At 58.1% G+C, this 18,320-nt stretch carries 20 protein-coding genes; 10 read left to right on the top strand and 10 right to left on the bottom strand.

Features of this window, described 5'->3' with window-relative positions; translation table 11 throughout:
• Nucleotides 1-50: 50 nt before the first annotated feature.
• Nucleotides 51-542: a (2Fe-2S)-binding protein gene (locus R2A130_RS12595; RefSeq protein WP_009464880.1), complete on the bottom strand. Its 492-nt coding sequence runs from the start codon at nt 540-542 to the stop codon at nt 51-53.
• 164 nt (nt 543-706) lie between these two features.
• Here R2A130_RS12595 and R2A130_RS12590 point away from each other — a divergent pair, with 164 nt between their 5' ends.
• Complete coding sequence (locus R2A130_RS12590; protein ID WP_009464879.1) at nt 707-1,018, top strand: polyhydroxyalkanoic acid system family protein; 312 nt, start codon at nt 707-709, stop codon at nt 1,016-1,018.
• A 171-nt stretch (nt 1,019-1,189) separates the two neighbouring features.
• Complete coding sequence (locus R2A130_RS12585) at nt 1,190-1,450, top strand: hypothetical protein (protein WP_040305949.1); 261 nt, start codon at nt 1,190-1,192, stop codon at nt 1,448-1,450.
• Between the two features lie 88 nt (nt 1,451-1,538).
• Here the strand turns inward: R2A130_RS12585 and R2A130_RS12580 are convergent, their stop codons facing one another.
• Entirely contained in the window at nt 1,539-2,051 is a 513-nt protein-coding gene (locus R2A130_RS12580) for a GIY-YIG nuclease family protein (RefSeq protein WP_040305947.1), read from the bottom strand.
• A 206-nt stretch (nt 2,052-2,257) separates the two neighbouring features.
• Here R2A130_RS12580 and dgcN point away from each other — a divergent pair, with 206 nt between their 5' ends.
• The 3 genes from dgcN to R2A130_RS12565 all read left to right on the top strand — a co-directional run bounded on the left by dgcN (nt 2,258) and on the right by R2A130_RS12565 (nt 5,247).
• Entirely contained in the window at nt 2,258-3,256 is a 999-nt protein-coding gene (dgcN, locus tag R2A130_RS12575) for an N-acetyltransferase DgcN (protein ID WP_009464877.1), read from the top strand.
• 6 nt (nt 3,257-3,262) lie between these two features.
• The gene (gene dgcA, locus R2A130_RS12570; RefSeq protein WP_009464876.1) at nt 3,263-4,240 is read left to right on the top strand and encodes an N-acetyl-D-Glu racemase DgcA; all 978 of its coding nucleotides are present in this window, start codon (nt 3,263-3,265) and stop codon (nt 4,238-4,240) included.
• Nucleotides 4,241-4,392: 152 nt separating this feature from the next.
• Nucleotides 4,393-5,247, top strand: a complete 855-nt coding sequence (locus R2A130_RS12565) for a D-amino-acid transaminase (protein ID WP_009464874.1) — start codon at nt 4,393-4,395, stop codon at nt 5,245-5,247.
• Nucleotides 5,248-5,400: 153 nt separating this feature from the next.
• Here R2A130_RS12565 and rimI read toward each other — a convergent pair whose 3' ends face one another.
• The 5 genes from rimI to R2A130_RS12540 all read right to left on the bottom strand — a co-directional run bounded on the left by rimI (nt 5,401) and on the right by R2A130_RS12540 (nt 8,582).
• Nucleotides 5,401-5,886, bottom strand: coding sequence for a ribosomal protein S18-alanine N-acetyltransferase (rimI, locus tag R2A130_RS12560; protein WP_009464873.1), 486 nt, complete (start codon nt 5,884-5,886; stop codon nt 5,401-5,403).
• Nucleotides 5,886-6,587 carry a tRNA (adenosine(37)-N6)-threonylcarbamoyltransferase complex dimerization subunit type 1 TsaB gene (tsaB, locus tag R2A130_RS12555; RefSeq protein ID WP_009464872.1) on the bottom strand — a complete coding sequence of 234 codons (702 nt, stop codon included), beginning with the start codon at nt 6,585-6,587 and terminating at the stop codon, nt 5,886-5,888. The genes rimI and tsaB overlap by 1 nt, the downstream gene beginning before the upstream one ends.
• Nucleotides 6,588-6,745: 158 nt before the next feature.
• Nucleotides 6,746-7,318: a NifU family protein gene (locus R2A130_RS12550; RefSeq protein ID WP_009464870.1), complete on the bottom strand. Its 573-nt coding sequence runs from the start codon at nt 7,316-7,318 to the stop codon at nt 6,746-6,748.
• A 147-nt stretch (nt 7,319-7,465) separates the two neighbouring features.
• Nucleotides 7,466-8,086, bottom strand: coding sequence for a LysE family translocator (locus R2A130_RS12545; protein WP_009464868.1), 621 nt, complete (start codon nt 8,084-8,086; stop codon nt 7,466-7,468).
• 4 nt (nt 8,087-8,090) lie between these two features.
• On the bottom strand, nt 8,091-8,582 hold the full coding sequence (locus tag R2A130_RS12540) for a universal stress protein (protein ID WP_009464867.1): 492 nt from the start codon (nt 8,580-8,582) through the stop codon (nt 8,091-8,093).
• 206 nt (nt 8,583-8,788) lie between these two features.
• Here R2A130_RS12540 and R2A130_RS12535 point away from each other — a divergent pair, with 206 nt between their 5' ends.
• Nucleotides 8,789-9,010 carry a Flp family type IVb pilin gene (locus R2A130_RS12535; protein ID WP_083804312.1) on the top strand — a complete coding sequence of 74 codons (222 nt, stop codon included), beginning with the start codon at nt 8,789-8,791 and terminating at the stop codon, nt 9,008-9,010.
• A 115-nt stretch (nt 9,011-9,125) separates the two neighbouring features.
• Nucleotides 9,126-9,746 (top strand): TIGR02466 family protein, encoded by a 621-nt coding sequence (locus R2A130_RS12530; RefSeq protein WP_009464865.1) that lies wholly within the window; start codon nt 9,126-9,128, stop codon nt 9,744-9,746.
• 81 nt (nt 9,747-9,827) lie between these two features.
• Here the strand turns inward: R2A130_RS12530 and trpS are convergent, their stop codons facing one another.
• Genes trpS through R2A130_RS12515 form a run of 3 tightly spaced genes read right to left on the bottom strand, consistent with a single transcriptional unit; the run spans nt 9,828 to nt 15,399 of the window.
• Nucleotides 9,828-10,898, bottom strand: a complete 1,071-nt coding sequence (gene trpS / locus R2A130_RS12525; RefSeq protein ID WP_009464864.1) for a tryptophan--tRNA ligase — start codon at nt 10,896-10,898, stop codon at nt 9,828-9,830.
• 33 nt (nt 10,899-10,931) lie between these two features.
• Nucleotides 10,932-12,560 carry a murein biosynthesis integral membrane protein MurJ gene (gene murJ, locus R2A130_RS12520; protein WP_009464863.1) on the bottom strand — a complete coding sequence of 543 codons (1,629 nt, stop codon included), beginning with the start codon at nt 12,558-12,560 and terminating at the stop codon, nt 10,932-10,934.
• A gap of 4 nt (nt 12,561-12,564) precedes the next feature.
• The gene (locus R2A130_RS12515) at nt 12,565-15,399 is read right to left on the bottom strand and encodes a [protein-PII] uridylyltransferase (RefSeq protein ID WP_040305978.1); all 2,835 of its coding nucleotides are present in this window, start codon (nt 15,397-15,399) and stop codon (nt 12,565-12,567) included.
• A 216-nt stretch (nt 15,400-15,615) separates the two neighbouring features.
• Here R2A130_RS12515 and R2A130_RS12510 point away from each other — a divergent pair, with 216 nt between their 5' ends.
• From R2A130_RS12510 to miaB, 3 genes are read left to right on the top strand one after another with little or no spacing between them, the layout of a single operon-like run.
• Nucleotides 15,616-16,035: a Fur family transcriptional regulator gene (locus R2A130_RS12510; protein ID WP_009464861.1), complete on the top strand. Its 420-nt coding sequence runs from the start codon at nt 15,616-15,618 to the stop codon at nt 16,033-16,035.
• Complete coding sequence (locus R2A130_RS12505) at nt 16,035-16,826, top strand: 1-acyl-sn-glycerol-3-phosphate acyltransferase (protein WP_009464860.1); 792 nt, start codon at nt 16,035-16,037, stop codon at nt 16,824-16,826. Before R2A130_RS12510 ends, R2A130_RS12505 begins: the two co-directional genes overlap by 1 nt.
• A gap of 41 nt (nt 16,827-16,867) precedes the next feature.
• Nucleotides 16,868-18,301, top strand: coding sequence for a tRNA (N6-isopentenyl adenosine(37)-C2)-methylthiotransferase MiaB (gene miaB, locus R2A130_RS12500; protein WP_009464859.1), 1,434 nt, complete (start codon nt 16,868-16,870; stop codon nt 18,299-18,301).
• The last annotated feature ends 19 nt before the right edge of the window (nt 18,302-18,320 follow it).

Here is an 18,320-nt window from a genome sequence, read left to right as displayed (position 1 = left end):
TCTGCCTTGGCCCGCTCCACGATTGGAGAAAGCCCGTTCAACCAGTTTCGTTACTCGGCGGCCTGTTTCATCGAACCGCCCATTTCCTTCGCGCCTGCGGCGATGGATTTAACGATGTTGTGGTAGCCGGTGCAGCGGCAGATATTGCCTTCGAGGTCGTGGCGGATGGTCTTTTCGTCCACGTCCGGGCCGTGACGGTTCACGATGTCGATGGCGGCCATGATCATGCCCGGTGTACAGAAACCGCATTGCAGACCATGGTGCTGGCGAAAAGCTTCCTGCATCGGGTGCAATTCGCCACCGCCTGCCAGACCTTCGATGGTGGTAACGTCGGAACCGGAAGCCTGAGCGGCCAGCATGGTGCAGGATTTCACGGCCTTGCCGTCCACATGAACCACGCAGGCGCCGCATTGCGACGTGTCGCAGCCGATGTGGGTGCCGGTCAGGTTCCGCTCTTCGCGCAGAAACTCCACCAGCAACGTGCGGTCGTCCACGGTTGCAGCAACCGCCTTCCCGTTCACATTCATTTCTACCTTGGCCATGCAATCCTCCCAGATGCACCACCCGTCCGTTCGTTCGAGACCGGTGGCGAGATGTCGTGAACCACAGCCTATGGGTCAAAGGCGGGTCGCGGCAAGAGCATATCGTTTGAAACAGCGTCGCAGCCGCCCTACCTCAAGTGAAACGTACAATAAGGAGCCGACCGATGGCCGAGACCGTAACCGTGAACGTGCCCAACAAGCACACCAAACTGGAAGCCCGCCGCCGCATCGAAGACGGGTTCGGCACCGTGCAGGAGCAAATCGCTGGAAAAGGAGTACAAGTTGACCAGATGTGGTCCGGCGACCGCCTCGACTTCAAAGCCGGAGCCATGGGCCAAAACATCACCGGCCACCTCATCGTGCGCGACGACGACATCCACATCGAAGTGGACCTGCCATGGATTCTGGCGAAGTTGAGCGGCGGGATAAAAGAGAAGCTGACGAAGGGCACGCAGTTGTTGCTGGATAAGAAGTAAGCCCGGTCACTCCAAATTCACTGTCATCCCCGCGCATGTGGGGACGCAGTTAGCAACACACTGCCAAATTTAATCAGGCGTTGAGCGGGGAATGATCGCCTCATCCTTCCGCGCGGAATATTCCGGTGATACTATAAGCTGTCGGAAACCCAACGCAGCCGGACCGCGCTCATGATACGCTTAGCCCTAACCGCAAGCCTTGTCCTCGCGGGCCATGCCACCTTCGCGCCAATGGCTGATGCCGAGGTGCGGTTCGGGAAGAACGTCTTCATCGGTGGCAACGATGTGTCCAACCAGACCTTCAACCGCAAGAAGCGCGGCCGCTACATCATCCACAAGGGCCGCCCGAAAAAGCCCGGTTGTGTCTGGCGCAAGAACGCCGATGGTTCGAAGACGAAAGTGTGCCATTTGCAGCGGAAGAAGCAGAATTAGTGATGATGAGATATTTTAGTAAATTTTAATTTTTTAATATCAATATAAAATTCGAAACATATTTGGTGATTTATCGCACCGGCAATATCTAGCAATCAAGACGTTTTAAATAATATTCTATGTCGTGATGATATATTTGTTCCCATTGCTCTGCATCTTGGAATTTTGGGTATGCAGTATTACGTTTGGGCCCGACAGTCCGTATTATGAGAGCTTCTAAATCACCAATAGTGGTGTGAGTATTATCGGTCAGCTCTTCTTCTGGTTTGCTAAGCATAAAAATTCCATTTTTGGGGTCCGCTTCAGCAATTGGATGGAATCCAAACCAAGAAAATCTATCCCATTTTCCGGCTAAATGGTCGGACAGATGGTCCTTTAGTCTTTTTCCAAGTCCCTGCGATCTCGTAAGCCCAACGTATGTAGGACCGTACTCGTCATATAGAATGTATATTCCTTGCTGAAATCGGAAATCCGTCACACGAATAGTTCCTCGATTGGATCCAATTTTCCCCAGAAGTCTGAAGCTGTTTCGAATGCCCTTGCCAGGGTTCCAATCTATCTCGTCTTCACGCCAAAATAGTCCGAAGCTCGTAATTTTCATGATTGTTGTCTGATTTGTCGTGCTTGAGAAATCAAGCCTGACAACATTATTCGTTTATTCCAACACAAAGTTAGATAAGTTAACAAAAATGAGTCCAGTCGCCCCCCTCACATAGCTCCACACACCCACTCCGCTTGCCACGCCCCGCCCATCGGCAGATATGTGATCCCAACAGACTTCCACCCACCACTGCGGGGGCACGCACCATGATTCCTACTCCTTATCTTCTCTTCCTCGGCGATGCGCCGGATCGTCTTGCTGGCAAGGTGGCGCAGGGTATCAAGGACTGGCGTCCGGAGCTTTGCGTTGGGCAGCTGATGTTTGAGGGCTGCGGGGCCGATATGGGCCTGACAAACATGACCATCGAAGAAGCTATCGCTGCTGGTGCCAAAACCATGGTGATCGGCGTGGCCAACCGGGGCGGGTTCATTTCCGATTCCTGGCGCGTGGTCATCAAGGAAGCGCTGAACGCCGGCATGGATGTAGCATCCGGCCTGCACAATTTGCTGAAAGACGACCTCGACCTGGTGGAAGCAGCTAGCGCCAACAATGTCGGTCTGCACGATGTGCGCGTACCGTCCGTGCCGTACCCGATTGCCAATGGCGAACGCCGCACCGGCAAGCGTTGTCTGGCTGTCGGCACCGATTGCTCGGTCGGCAAAATGTACACCGCACTGTGCATGGAAAAGGTCATGCGCGAGCGCAACATGAAGGCCACCTTTCGCGCCACGGGGCAGACCGGTATTCTCATCACCGGCAACGGCGTTCCGCTGGACGCGGTGATCGCCGACTTCATGGCCGGTTCCATCGAATGGCTGACACCGGATAACGACGCCGACCACTGGGACCTGATCGAAGGTCAGGGGTCGCTGTTTCACGCATCGTATTCCGGCGTGACGCTGGCGCTGGTGCATGGCGGCCAGCCCGATGCGCTGATCCTGTGCCACGAACCCACCCGCAAACACATGCGCGGTCTGCCGAGCCATCAGCAGCCATCGCTGGAAGACCTGCGCGACACCGCGCTGGCATTGGCCAAGGTTGTGAACCCGGATTGTAAGGTCGTGGGAATTTCCATCAACACCCAGCACCTGTCGGAAGACGACGCCAAGACCATGTGTGCCGATGTCGAAGCCCGCATGGGCCTGCCAACCGTCGATCCATATCGGCACGGCGCTGAGCGCCTGGTCGACGCGCTGGACGCCTAGATCGCGATGAAAATCACCGCCGTCGAAACCGTCTTTCCGCTCGCGGAAGTCTTCACCATTTCCCGTGGCTCCCGCACCGAAGCGCGGGTGGTGACGGTGACGGTGGAGCGCGATGGCATCACCGGCTGGGGCGAATGCGTTCCCTATGCCCGCTATGATGAGACGGTGGACAGTGTGCTGGCCGAGATCATGGCGCTGGAAGCGGACTTCGCAAACGGCCTCGACCGCAAGGTACTGCAATCGAAACTGGAAGGCGGCGCTGCCCGCAACGCGCTGGATTGCGCGCTGTGGGATTGGGAGGCCAAGAACGCAGGCGAGCGCGCCAGCGTGATGGCGGGCGTTCCCCATATCGGACCGGAAATTACCGCCTACACGCTATCACTGGCCGACGCCGACACGATGCGCGCCAAAGCCGCCGAACACGCCCACCGCCCGTTGCTGAAGGTGAAACTCGGCGGAGAGGGCGACCTCGCCCGCCTGCGCGCCGTGCGTGAAGGAGCCCCGAATACCGACATCATCATCGACGCCAACGAAGGCTGGGACGCGGCGACCTACACCGAACTAGCGCCCGTTCTGGTGGAACTCGGCGTGAAGATGGTGGAGCAACCGATGCCCGCCGGAGATGACGAAGTGCTGGCAACGCTGGACCGTATCCTGCCCGTCTGCGCTGATGAATCCTGCCACGACCGCGCCTCCCTGCCGGACCTCGCGGGCAAATACGACATGGTCAACATCAAGCTGGACAAGACCGGCGGTCTCACCGAAGCGCTGGCCTTGAAACGCGATGCCATCGCTGCCGGTTTCGACGTCATGGTGGGCTGCATGGTCGGCTCATCGCTCGCCATGGCCCCCGCCACGCTGTTGGCGCAGGGTGCGGCATTCACCGATCTGGACGGGCCGCTGTTGTTGGCCGAAGATCGTGACAACGCGCTGCATTTCGATGAACGCGGCGTCCATCCACCCGAACCGGCCCTATGGGGCTGATTTTTTGTTGCGCTCACGCTGTCGGGCTTCGCCCTTCGCCCGCTCTAGCTAAAAATGGGGGAGCGGCAAACGATTGCCGGAAGGCTTTTCGCCTTCTTCGCATTCCATCACAGTGATGAAATGCTCCGACCACTTCTTGAGGGAAAACCATCATGCGTACTGTTTATCTGAACGGCGAATTCGTTCCTGAAAACGAAGCCAACGTCTCCATTTTCGACCGGGGCTTTCTGTTCGCCGATGGCGTCTATGAGGTCACCACCGTTGTGGACGGCAAGCTGATCGGCTTCGAAGGCCACATACAGCGCCTACAACGTTCGCTCGATGAGTTGAAAATTCCGCACAAGGTCGATCGCGACAAGATGCTGGAGATCCACAAGGAGATCGCCGAGCGTAACAACGTGACCGAAGGTATGATCTATCTGCAGATCACCCGCGGTAATCCAGGCGATCGCGATTTCGCCTTCCCGCCGGAAGATACGCCCGTCACCATGGTGCTGTTCACCCAGCACAAGAACATCGTTCATGCCAAATCTTTGGAAACCGGTATCAAGGTGATTTCCATCGAAGATCTGCGCTGGGGCCGCCGCGATATCAAGACGGTGCAGCTGCTCTACCCTTCGCTTGCCAAGATGGAAGCCAAGTCGCGCGGTGCCGATGACGCCTGGATGATGCAGGACGGTTTCGTAACCGAAGGCACGTCGAACAACGCCTATATCGTAAAAGACGGCACGATCATCACGCGCCACCTGTCCAACGATATCCTCCACGGCATCACCCGCAAAAGCGTGCTGGAATGTGCGCGCATGTTGCAGATGAAGGTGGAAGAACGGCCCTTCACCATCGAAGAGGCCTATGCTGCTGACGAAGCGTTTGTCACGTCGGCTTCGGGCTTTGCGAACCCTGTGGTGGAGATCGACGGGAAGGCGGTGGGAACCGGTAAACCGGGAGCCGTATCGGAAAAACTGCGTGGTTTGTATCTGGAAGAAAACATGAAAGCGGCGGTCTGACCAATTTTGCGCTCACGCTGTCGGGGCTGACACCCCTTCACTCCGCGATGACGACACATAAGTGTCGGTCGCTTTTCGCTCGGGTTAGTGGGCAAACTCATAAACATCATACTGTCATCCCCGCATAAGCGGGCATGACAGTCGAGCTGGTGGCTACTTCCTCGCCAAGTCCAACCGCATTACCAGCGCGTGGCCTTTTCCACCATCGTAATAACCCTCGCGCTTGCCGACTTCTTTGAAACCGAGTTTCCGATAGAGTGCGACGGCAGCTTCGTTCGCAGCGTCGACTTCGAGGAACAACTCGCCCACACGATCATGCTGCAACCGGCGGATGGCTTCGCGCATCAGCAGGCCACCGATGCCGCTTTTGCGGCTTTTCGGATCGACTGCGATGGACAGAATTTCCGCGTCAAAAGCGGTCTGACGGATGATGTTGAAACCTAGCGGTGGTGTGCTTTTCTCGCCCACGCGTCGGGCGACCAGAAGACTGACATTTTCCTGACCCGAAAGCCGCGCGATTTCCACCGCACCCCAACCACGGGTGAAAGCTGATGCGTGCAGTGTCGCGATTGGTCCGTGATCGGCAGGTTCCGCGTCGAGAACGACTGGCTCACGGCGCTTTCCTCGCAGACCCAACATTACGCGACGCCTGTGTTGGCCTTCACCACGCCTGCCAGTGCGACGTCTGCAACCAATTTGGCCTGGGGTTTGGCGTCCGGCGCACGAAGGTAGAGAGGACGCACCGGCCCGCTGCGGTCACGGACGGCAAGACACGCAGTGGCAATGCCTGCTGGCGTGACTGCAACGGTGCCCTCGATGGCCTGCAAGCCGGTTCGACCCATTTCATGTGCCGCGGCAATGATGAGGGCAGCGCCGGAACCGGCGAGGTGAGTTATATCTTGCGGCAGGGCAGCAACGGCGTGACCTGGAGGTAGGGCTACAGGTTCGCCGGCTTCGGTTTCGCCAAAGACCTGCATCCAGACTTCGCCGCGTTTAGCGTCCTGCACAACAGCAGCAGGTCCGTTCGGAAGGCCCGCGTGAATGCCTTCGAACACCGTGACGCCAATACAGGGAATATTCGCCGCCAGCGCCAACCCTTTAGCCGCAGCCATACCAACGCGCAGACCGGTGAAAGAGCCGGGACCGATGGTGCAGCCAATCATGGTGAGGTCCGAATAGGTGGCGTCGACCTCTGCCAGTACTTCGCCGATCATGGTCATCAACCGTTCAGCATGACCACGACCAAGATGTTCGCTGGCGCTGCTGATGATCTTACCCGTGGCGGGATCGGCCAGCACAACGGTGCAATCAGGACCGGATGTATCAACGGCAAGCAGCAAAAAGCACTATCCAATATGCACGTTCAAAATTGCCTCAACTCCGAGCAAGCCGCCCGCAGCCCTGTCGGGCTGCCGGAGCGAAGAGCGACCGGCGCTTATGCGGCGCGCCCGCGCAGCGAAGGGCGAAGCCCGACAGCGTGAGCGCAAACAAAAAACCGCTACGCTACGGCTTCCACCGCCTCTACTTCAGGAATAAAATGCTTCAGCAGGTTCTGAATCCCGTGCTGCAGGGTAGCGGTGGAAGACGGGCAACCGGCGCAGGCGCCGCGCATTTTCAGATAGACGCGGCCATCCTTGAAACCGTGAAAGGTGATGTCGCCACCGTCCTGCGCCACGGCGGGACGGACACGGGTTTCCAACAATTCCTTGATTGTGGAGACGATTTCTTCGGAGCCTTCTTCCACGAACCCTTCCGGCGCAACTTCGGTGCCGCCAGCAGCATCAGCGTTCATAACCGGCGCGCCGGACATGAAATGCTCCATGATGACGCCCAAGACGGCGGGCTTCACGTGCTGCCAATCGGCAGTATCGTTCTTGGTGATGGTCACGAAATCGTAGCCGAAGAACACGCCGGAGACGGAAGGAATGGCAAACAGACCAGCTGCCAGCGGCGAGCGATCTTCGGCATCAACAGCATCGGAAAATTCAAACGGGCCATTTTCCGCCACGGTTTGACCGGGCAAAAATTTCAGCGTCGCGGGGTTCGGCGTGGCTTCGGTCTGAATGAACATGGTGGCACCTTTGGGTGGCGGGCTTGCGGGGCGTATAAAAATCGGACTTTATAACTCTTCAAAAATAGGGGTAGTTGAAGTCGCGATCAAGGGCGTATCGTATCACGCCGAAGCGCGTCTCGCTTTTTGCCCCTAAGCGGTCGCAGTTTAACGTGTGAGGGCAGATCTTAGCAGGCCAAAACCTGCGGCTGCGAAAAGCACCGATACCGCACCGTCCACTGCACGCCGCATACGCTGATAGCCGCGCATGAAACCGGGCAGTGAAAAGGCAGCGGCATGCACCGTGTAATTCGCAAAACCGATAGCGATGCACAGGGCTGTGGCAACCGGCAACATACCTGCTGCACCGCTGTCACCCAGCCCCATGGAAAGCGCTGCCATCCACGCAACCACCGCCTTGGGGTTAGACAAATTGAGCAAAAGCCCCTGCCGAAACCAACGCCCTTGTGGAGCCTCGGAAATCGCGTGCTTTTCTGATCGCATGGCGGAGCGGGCGGATTGGAGCGCCAACCATATAAGATAAGCGCCGCCCAACAGCTTCATGGCGATCAAAACAGGCGGCGTACTTTGAAGCACAGCCCCCATACCGGTGGCCGCGACCAACCCCCAAAACGCGAGTCCACAGGAAAGCCCAAGCGCAAAACTGTGCCCGGCTTTACGACCAGCGCTCATGGAAACGGTGGCAACCGCGATATTGGCTGGACCGGGTGATACCGTGACCACGAGAAAGGCGAGTGCGATGGACGCCAGTGAGGCTAGGTCGATCATGCTGTTAAACAAGATCGTCGATATCTTCATCCGTTAGCGTGGCAGGTACGACCGTTACGGGGATCGAGAACGCAGCCGATGATCCGGCGATAGCGGAAACCAGCGGGCCGGGTCCTTCTTTATCATCGCCAGCGGCCAGCACCATGAGCGCTATGTCGTGGTCTTCCTCAATCAGTTCTTCGATGGCCTGCGCAGGTTGGCCTTCACGCACCACGAGTTCCGGCGTGATTCCGCCGAATTCCGTGCACCAGGCCATGCCTTTGGCAAGTGCTGCATCAGCGGCGGCGCGGCCTTCCGAGCGCATGACATCTTCCACGCCCAGCCAGTGGCCGAAATCTTGCGGTACGATGACATAGATCAGCACCAGATGGGCATCGATGGCCGCCACACGGCGCGCCGCGTAGTGGATCGCCTTTTCGCATTCAGGGGTAGAATCCACCACAGCGAGGAATTTTCGCTTGTGGCCTTCGATGCGTACTTCGCGTTTTGAAACCATGGAATCGTCTTGCCGCTTGAGGGGCAGCCAAGGCCGCCGAACACGTCAATCTATATCGGCAAGGGGTGCGTGGGAAGCACGAAAGGGCATCATCATACTTACCAGAACACTGCGCTCATACCGGCTGAAAGGTCGTGGGTTTTATTCAAATTCTTAAGTTAAAGGGGTCATTGTCAGTATTTATCAGACGACAACGAGTGCAAAAGATGAGCTTTTTAAGACGATACTTCGTGCTCAAGCGCGGGTTTACCAAAAGGTTTGCGGGCGATGAACGCGGCGCAACAGCAATTGAGTACGGGCTAGCTGCCGGTATGATCGCACTCGCTGCTATCGGCGGCATGAGCGCTGCAGGCGAAGGCACAAAACGCCCGCTGAACTGTGCAGGTGAGACATTGCAGGCTTCTAGCAAGGGTAGCTCTTGCCACTAAGGGCTTGGTCTTGGCGCCTACCTTTCGCAGCACGACATCACCCGCTTGTTTGGGTTTACAGCGCGAAGCCACATGATCTCTCGCTCTCTAGCCTCACATTGCTTATAGAAGCCGCATGCCAAAAATCAGCTCCTTTTTCGTCACCCGCCTCTACCACGCTGCCGTTTCCGAACATGGCAAAGCGCCGGATGCTGCCGAACTTGAGGCGACCTGTTTGTCGGTTGCCGAGGATGACGAGGCCGGCCAAAACTGGTGTGAGGAAAGCGACTTCCCCGGTTATACGAGCTATTCATCGCTGGACGACCTCGCGTGGCGTTTTCCCACCTTCAAAGAGTTGGTGAAGTCCCTCGACAAGCATGTGGCCGCCTTTGCCAAAGATCTGGAATTCAATCTGGATGGCAAAAAACTCAAGATGGATTCGCTATGGATCAACATCCTGCCGGAGGGCGGAATTCACACCTCTCATCTGCATCCCCACAGCGTGATCAGCGGCACGACCTATGTGGCCATGCCTTCTGGAACGAGCGCCATTAAATTCGAAGACCCGCGCTCTGCCATGATGATGGCCGCCCCCGTTCGCAAAACCGACGCGCGCTATGAGATGCGGAGTTTCATCTACGTCGAACCGCAAGTCGGCGACGTTCTACTGTGGGAAAGCTGGCTGCGGCACGAGGTGCCGATGAACATGGCCGAAGACGACCGCATCAGCGTTAGTTTCAATTACCGCTGGGAGTGATGTTCGCAGACTTGAAGCAAGACGCTACAAAGTTCCGTACGACCTGTCGTCGGCATGCCAACATGATTGAATTTATGGCAATTATCGCGCCCCGATGAACCCAACGATTTCCTTGGTGTCGGCCAACGTCTTGCGCGCTATGGCTCTGGCCTGTTCCGAACCATCGGCCAATATCGCATCGATGTGTGTGTGGTCGTCCATAAGGCGGCGCATTTCGTTGGCGATGGGGCCGATGCGATCCACGGCGAGGTCTGCCAAAGCGGGTTTGAAAGTGCCGAACTGCGCGCCGCCGAACTCACCCAACACGGATGCTTTGTCGGTATCGGAAAGCGCTGCGTAGAGGCCGACGAGATTGTCGGCTTCGGGGCGGTCTTTCAGACCTTCGATCTCTGACGGCAGGGCGTCAGGATCAGTTTTGGCCTTCTTGAATTTCTTGGCGATGGTATCGGCGTCATCCGTCATGACGATGCGAGACAGGTCGGACGGGTCGCTTTTCGACATTTTCTTGGTGCCATCACGCAGGCTCATGACGCGGGCGGCAGGGCCGCCGATGATCGGTTCGGTGAGGGGAAAATAGCCGTTCACATGTTCATCGCCCACCTGCATCGGTACGCCCAAATCGAGCTGCGCGATGCGGTCGGAATAGTCGTTGTTGAATTTTTGCGCGATGTCGCGCGTCAGTTCCAGATGCTGCTTCTGGTCTTCGCCCACCGGCACGTGGGTCGCGCGGTAGGTGAGGATGTCGGACGCCATGAGCGTGGGGTAGGAAAACAGACCGACGGAGGCTTTTTCGCGGTCCTTGCCGGCTTTCTCCTTGAACTGCGTCATGCGCGACAACCACCCCATGCGGGCGACGCAGTTGAACACCCAAGCGAGTTCCGCGTGTTCGGAAACCTGGCTCTGGTTGAAGACGATGTGCTTGGTTGGGTCGATGCCGGAGGCGATGAAAGCCGCGGTCACTTCGCGGATGTTCTGCTGCAATTCAGCAGGGTCCTGCCACACCGTGATGGCGTGCAGATCGACCACGCAATAGATGCAATCATGGCTTTCCTGAAGCGCTACAAATTTTTTGATCGCGCCCAGATAGTTGCCAAGATGCAAGTTGCCGGTGGGCTGGACGCCGGAGAAGACTCGTTCGGGAATTGTGGTCATGGATACGGCTTTCGGGCGACGGTTTGGGGCTGTTTATTGCGTTTTGCGGAAGCGCCGCAAGAGCGGAGCGAATTCGGCTTTCGACAGGCCGCCGCTGGCAAAGGCTGCGGCGAAGTAGATGAGCGCACCGAGCAGGATTGTGCCACCAACTGCGGCCAGCCGAATGAAGAAGATTTCATCGAGGCCCGTCAGCCAATCGCGCAGGAACCAGAGCAGCATGCCCATGATGGCGGCGCTGGCGAGGAGGCCTGCGAGGCGGCGCAAGGTTGTTGCGGTGGGGCGGAATTCCCCACGACGCCATGCGATAGTTGCAAGGCCGATAACATTCACCCACGCGGAAATCGAGGTAGCCAGCGCAATGCCGACATGGCCGAGGATGGGGAACATGAGGAGCGACGCTGCAATGTTCACAACCACCATCAGCACTGAAAGGCGGAACGGCGTCTTCATGTCTTCGCGGGCGAAGAAGACAGGTTGGAAAACCTTGATCGCCACGTAAGCCGGCAGACCCGAGGCGAAGGCAGCGAGCGCCATGGCTGTGTTGCGGGTGGCGGTCGCGTCAAACGCGCCACGCTCGTAGAGCAGCGACACGATGGCGTCCGGGATCACGATAAAGCCCACGGCGGCAGGCAACGTGAGAGCCAGCGCAAATTCCAGCGACCGGTTTTGCAACTTTTGCGCCTCAGCAGCATCGCCAGACTTCAAGGCGCGCGACAATTCCGGCAGCAGCACCACGCCCACCGCTATACCGATGACGCCCAACGGCAGTTGGTTCAGCCGGTCGGCATAGTTCAGCAGCGCATTCGCCCCGTCCTGCGCGGTAGCGATGATGGTGCCGACCAGCAGATTGATTTGCAGCACACCGCCGGTGAGCAGGCCCGGCCCCATGAGCACGAGGAGGCGTTTCACGGGCGCGGTGATTTTCGGCATGGCAAGCCGGAAACCCATGCCCTCGCGTCGGATGCCCATCCAGAGTGCCGCCAGTTGCACCACGCCCGATGCCAACACGCCCCAAGCCAGCGCGATGCCGACCTCACGTTCCGGCCATTCGAACCAAATCGCCGCTGCCAGAATGAACACAAGAATAATGTTCAGCAGCACCGGCACGATAGCTGCGAGGAAATAGCGGCGCAGGGAGTTGAGGATGCCGGAGAACATCGCCACCAGCGACATGCACAACAAATAGGGAAACATGATGCGCGTCATGGTGACGGCGAGATCGAATTTTTCCGGCGTATCCTTGAAGCCCGGCGCGACGATGGTTGCCACGAGAAATGGCATGGTGAGCATCGCCAACACGGTGAGCACGATCAGCCATGAGGCCAGCACCGCGAAAACATCACGAGCAAACGCGCGGGCTTGGTCTTCGCCGCTTTTTATATCACCGGCTCCGCCTTGGCTTTTATCACCGGCTCCGCCATGGCCTTCCAACTCCTTCGCAAAAAGCGGCACGAAAGCGATGTTGAACGCGCCCTCGGCGAACAGCCGCCGGAAGAGATTGGGAAAGCGAAAACAGGTGTAGAACACATCCGCCACAGGACCGGTGCCCAGCGCGCCAGCCATCATCGCCTCACGGACAAAGCCGATCACGCGGCTGGCCATGGTTGCCCCGCCGACGGTGGCGAATTTTCCGATCAGCCCGCTGCTTTTCCCCCCGGCCATATCGTTACACCGCCACTTTTTTCTTGCGCGGCTTACTCACCGTCGGCGGGCGTTTCGGCTTTGCGTGGGCATTGTTTTCCAGAACCTCCAGCAGGGTCGCCCGCGCTATATCCAGACGTTCCTCATTCAAAATTTTCGAGCCTACGAGATCGGTAACATAGAAGGTGTCGACGAATTTCTCGCCGTAAGTGGCGATGTGGGCTGAGGCGATGTCTAGCGACAAATCGGCCAGCGTGTCGGTAATGCGCGACAGCACGCCGGAGCGGTCCAGCGCTTCCAATTCGATGACGGTAAACTTGTTCGACGCCGCGTTGTCGATGGTCACTTTCGGCGTGATGGTGAAGGCCTGCTGGCGGCGCGCGGGTTTTCCGGCTTGCGATTCCAGTTCCGACAATCGCTTTTCGCCACGCAGCACTTTTTCGATGGTGTCGGCGATGTTTCTCGCGCGGCGCTTTTCATCATCTGGGTCGTCATAGAGACGCCCGACGAAGATTGAATCCAAAGCGCGGCCATCCTTCATGGTGTAAATTTCAGCGTCTTCGATGTTCGCACCCGACGCCGCGCAAACGCCAGTGATCGTGGACAACAAGCGTGGGTGGTCCGGTGCGACGAGGGTGATTTCAGTGATCGCCTCGAAATTGCGCGTGGCGATGTGGGTGGCCACCGGGATGCTCGCTGCATCCGTTTCCGCAATAAATTTCGCGTGGCGGATTTGGTCGGGAAGTTCCACAGACAACAGGTAATTGTCGTAGTGCAGGTCGGCGATATGGGCAGCGTCCGTTCCATCTTCGGCCAGCAAGGCTTCGCGCAACTCTTCACGCATGGCGGCCACGCGCTGGCGGCGTGGAGTGCGGGTGAAACCGCCGGTGAGATGCGGTTCTGCTTCGTAATACAACGTCCGTAGAAGCTGGCCCTTCCAGCCGTTCCACACGCCCGGGCCGACGGCGCGGATATCGCAAACGGTGAGCACCAGAAGCTGCTTCATGCGTTCCAGCGACTGCATGGTGGCTGCAAAATCCGAGATGGTTTTGGCATCGTTCAGATCGCGCGACTGGGCGGTGTCGGACATCAAGAGATGATGCTCGATCAGCCAGGCCACACGCTCCGTCTCGTGTTTGTCGAGGCCCAGACGCGGGCACAATTTGCGGGCAACTTTTGCACCGGCAATCGAATGGTCTTCCGGCCTGCCCTTGGCGATATCGTGCAGCAATGCAGTGACGTACAGCACCTTGCGGGTGCTTTCATCGCCCACCATCTCGGCCATGATCTCGTTGGCCAGCGGGTGCTTGTCTTCCGCCTCGCCCTTTTCGATCTGCGTCAACACGCCGATGGTCCGTATCAGATGTTCGTCCACCGTGTAGTGGTGGTACATGTTGAACTGCATCATCGCGACTATCTTGCCGAATGCGGGGATGAAGCGGCCCAACACGCCCGTCTCGTTCATTTTTCGCAACGTGCGTTCCGGCCAGACGGGCGACGTGAGCAAAGCGATGAACGCCTCGTTGGCGCGGGGGTCTTCGCGCACGATCTTGTCGATCAGTTTGCGACCGCGAGAAGCCCATTGCATCGCGTCCGGATGGAACAGTAATTCGTTTTCTTCCGCCAGTTGGAACATGCGAATGAGCTGCACGGGATCGTTTTCGAAAATCCCCGAACCGCAAGGACGAATGCGGTTGTTGGAAATTTCGAAATCATCTTCGCCGGACAGTGTTTTTGGGCGGCGGCGGAAACTTTCCCACATGCCTGTGATACCACTGGCCTGCTTGGCTTGCTCTTCTTCCAATTTTGAGCAGACGATGCGGGTGAGATCGCCCACATCTTTTGCCATGAGGAAATAGTGCTTCATGAAGCGTTCGACCGCAGATTGTCCTGGCCGCTCTTCGTAACCCAAACGCTCGGCAAGCTGCGGCTGGAGATCAAAGGAAAGTCGCTCTTCTGCGCGGCCCGTCAGATAATGCAGATGGATGCGAACGGCCCACAGGAAACTCTGAGCTTTCTCGAACTTCCGAAACTCGGATTTTGTAAAAACATCCTTGCCGGCAAGTTCTGCCTTGGAGCGTACGCCATAGTGATATTTCGCAATCCAGAACAGCGTGTGCAGGTCGCGCAGGCCGCCCTTGCCTTCTTTCACATTCGGTTCGACACGGTAGCGTGACGAACCTGATTTGTTATGGCGTGCGTCACGCTCGACAAGCTTTGCCGCGATGAATTCCGGTTTGGTTTTTTCGACAATATCGCGGTCGAAGCGTTCCCGCAGTTCATCAAATAGACTGCGTTCACCCCATAGGTAACGGGCCTCCAGCACAGACGTGCGGATGGTCATGTCATCCCGCGAAAGCGCGATGCACTGGTCGATGCTGCGGGTCGAATGGCCGACTTTGTAGCCGATATCCCACAGCATATAGAGCATGTATTCGACGATCTGTTCGCCCAATGCCGTCTGCTTGTAGTCGAGCAGAAACAGCAGATCTAGGTCCGAACCCGGCGCAAGCAAAGCGCGCCCGTAACCGCCCACCGCGACCACCGCCATGCGCTCGCCCGACGACAGGTTCGCGGTGCGGAACACATGGGTGATCGCGAAATCGTAGAGCACGCGGATGATCTCGTCTTCCAGCCCGCTGATGCGTTCGGCTGCCGCCTGCCCTGACCCGTCTTCCAGCAACATGCGCTCGACTTCGGCCCGTCCGGAACGTGATGCCGCCTTGAACAAGACGAGTGCCTGATTGCGGATATCGGTGGAAGAACCATCACCGTGCTGATCGACCGTCAGCAGCGACAGGGCTTCGCGCAAGGCATCCGCATCGACGATGCGGGCCATTTGGAGATCGGGGGTGGCCATGGCCCGCTTGTAGGCAAGGCAGGCGATTGTGGAAAGTGGCAAAGGCTGCGCTGTTTTACTGCCGGACAAAACCAGCTAGACCGCTTCCATCTTCGATGGAAACGGATTCAGTGTTTGCGCTCACGCTGTCGGCCTATCGGCCTTCGCTACGCGGGTGCGGTGCACAAGCACCGAGCGATCATTTGATCGCCTTTTGCTCAAACGGAAAATAACCTTATGTCCCTTCGCCAGCTTTGCATCGACAAAGGTATGCGCATGACCGAGCAACGGCGTATCATTGCCGATGTGCTGGAAGCAGCTGTGGATCACCCCGACACCGAAGAATTGTTCCGCCGCGCAACGGCAATCGACGCAGGCATTTCCATCTCGACGGTCTATCGCACCGTTGCCTTGTTCGAAGATGCGGGCATCATCGAACGCCACGATTTCCGAGATGGCCGCGCCCGTTACGAACCGGCACCGGAAGCCCACCACGACCACCTGATCGACACCCGCACTGGCCGCGTCATCGAGTTTCGCAACGAAAAAATCGAAGCGCTGCAAGAGGCCATCGCACGAGACCTTGGTTACAAGCTGGTGGACCACAGGCTGGAACTCTATGCGGTGCCGCTTAATGATGAGGACGCAAAGGACTGATGGCGCAACTGCGGCTCGTTCTTGCTCTGACACTTGCCGTGATATGGCTGTTGCTTCTGTTGCCGTTTCATCTGGTGGCACTGCTGTTGTTGAAATTCGGCCTGCGCTTTCCCGCCGGGCGCATGCCCGTGCTGTTTCACAAGGGGCTGCTGTTCCTGTTCGGCGTGCGCTGCCACGTCTCCAACAAGATGCCGAAAGACCGACCGCTGCTGCTGGTCTCCAACCATGTGAGTTGGCTCGATATCGTTGTGCTGGGGTCGATTGCACCGCTGAGTTTCGTGGCGAAATCCGATATGAAATCGTGGCCCGTTTTCGGACAGCTCGCGCAGTTGCAACGAACCGTTTTCGTTGAACGTGGCGACCGTCGCGGTTCTGCCATTCAGGCCGGTGATATCGCCGAGCGTATGGTGCTGAACGAGGTGATGGTGCTGTTTCCGGAAGGCACGACGACCGACCACAACCGCATCGAGCCGTTCAAGACCTCACTGTTCGAGGCCGCCAAACTTGCGCTGAAGGAATCCGAAGTCGATCACGCGACGGTGCAGCCGGTGGCGATCCACTACACCCATCTGCACGGCCTCCCGCTCACCCGCGCCGAACGCCCCCACGTTTCGTGGCCCGGTGAAATCGGCATCGGCGAAAGCATATTGCCGTTGGTGCGGGTCGGCGCATTGGATGTTCATGTGAAACTGGGCGAGCCGGTGGTGTTCGACGCCTCCACCCACCGCAAAAGAGTGGCCGCCACGACACGCGAGGCGATCGAAGCGATGCTGGACCCTTCACGGGGCTGACAAGTCTTTGCGTTGCGCCTGAATCGGCCTATGTGAGCGGAATGCAAAACGATACCAAAAAACCAGAGCCCCAAGCACCTACCAAAAAGGTCTTCATCAAGACCTGGGGCTGCCAGATGAATGTCTATGATTCCACGCGCATGAGCGACGCGCTGGAAGCCGATGGCTATGCGCCAACCACCACGATGGAAGACGCCGATCTGGTGCTGCTGAACACCTGCCACATTCGTGAGAAGGCGGCGGAGAAGGTCTATTCCAATCTCGGTCGCATCCGCCAGTTGAAGGAAACGCGCGCAGGCACGGACCGTCCGCTGACCATCGGTGTGACTGGTTGCGTGGCGCAGGCCGAGGGGCAGGAAATCATCCGCCGTGAACGCGCGGTCGATCTGGTGGTCGGACCGCAAACGTATCACCGCCTGCCGGAAATCGTGACCCGTTCAAAATCCGGCCCGCAGGTCGACACCGAATATGCGGTGGAGGACAAATTCGAGCACCTCGCACTGCCGAAGAAACGACAGGTTCAGGCGCGGGGCGTGACTGCCTTTCTGACGGTTCAGGAAGGCTGTGATAAATTCTGCACCTTCTGCGTGGTGCCTTACACGCGCGGTGCCGAAGTCTCCCGACCGCTGGCGCAAATTCTCGATGAAGCCCGCGCCCTGATCGACGCCGGCGTGCGTGAAATCACGCTGCTGGGGCAGAACGTCAACGCTTGGCACGGCGTCGATGGCACAGGCCGCGAGTTGGGTCTCGGCCATCTTTTGCACCATCTCGCCGCCCTGCCCGGCATCGCGCGACTGCGCTACGTCACGTCCCACCCGCGTGACATGGCGGACGATCTGATCGAGGCCCACCGTGATCTCGATTGTCTGATGCCCTATCTGCATCTGCCGGTGCAGGCCGGATCGGACAAAATTCTCAAATCCATGAACCGTGGCCACACCAGCGCAGATTACCTGTCGATCATCAACCGCGTGCGCGAAGCACGCCCCGACATCGCGATCTCCGGTGACATGATCGTCGGCTTCCCCGGCGAGACGGACGACGATTTCGAAGCGACGATGGAAATCGTCCGGCAGACGAATTACGCCGCTTGCTACTCGTTCAAATATTCCATGCGCCCCGGCACCCCCGGCGCGGAAATGACCGATCAGGTGGACGAGGCGGTGAAGACCGAACGTCTTGCGCGCCTGCAGGCGTTGCTGTCCGACCAGCAGAAAGCGTTCAACGCCGCCTGCATCGGCAAGACCATCGACGTGCTGATCGAAAAGCCCGGGCGCACGGAAGACCAGTGGATCGGACGCTCGCCTTGGCTTCAATCCGTCGTCATGCCGCGCACCTTGGGTGCCATCGGCGACATCGTGTCCGTTGACGTTATCGCCGCGCAGGCCAATTCTCTCATGGGGGCAGGCGCGCAGCTTGCTCCACCCGCATCCCACAACTCAACCTCCCAAAACATGGAAACCGCCACGCTTTGAGCAACACCGAAAATCTGCC

This window comes from Ahrensia sp. R2A130 (assembly GCF_000179775.1).
Classification (GTDB): Bacteria; Pseudomonadota; Alphaproteobacteria; order Rhizobiales; family Rhizobiaceae; genus Pseudahrensia.
The sequence above is the reverse complement of the archived record's forward strand: the minus strand, read 5'-3'. Positions and strand labels throughout refer to the sequence as shown.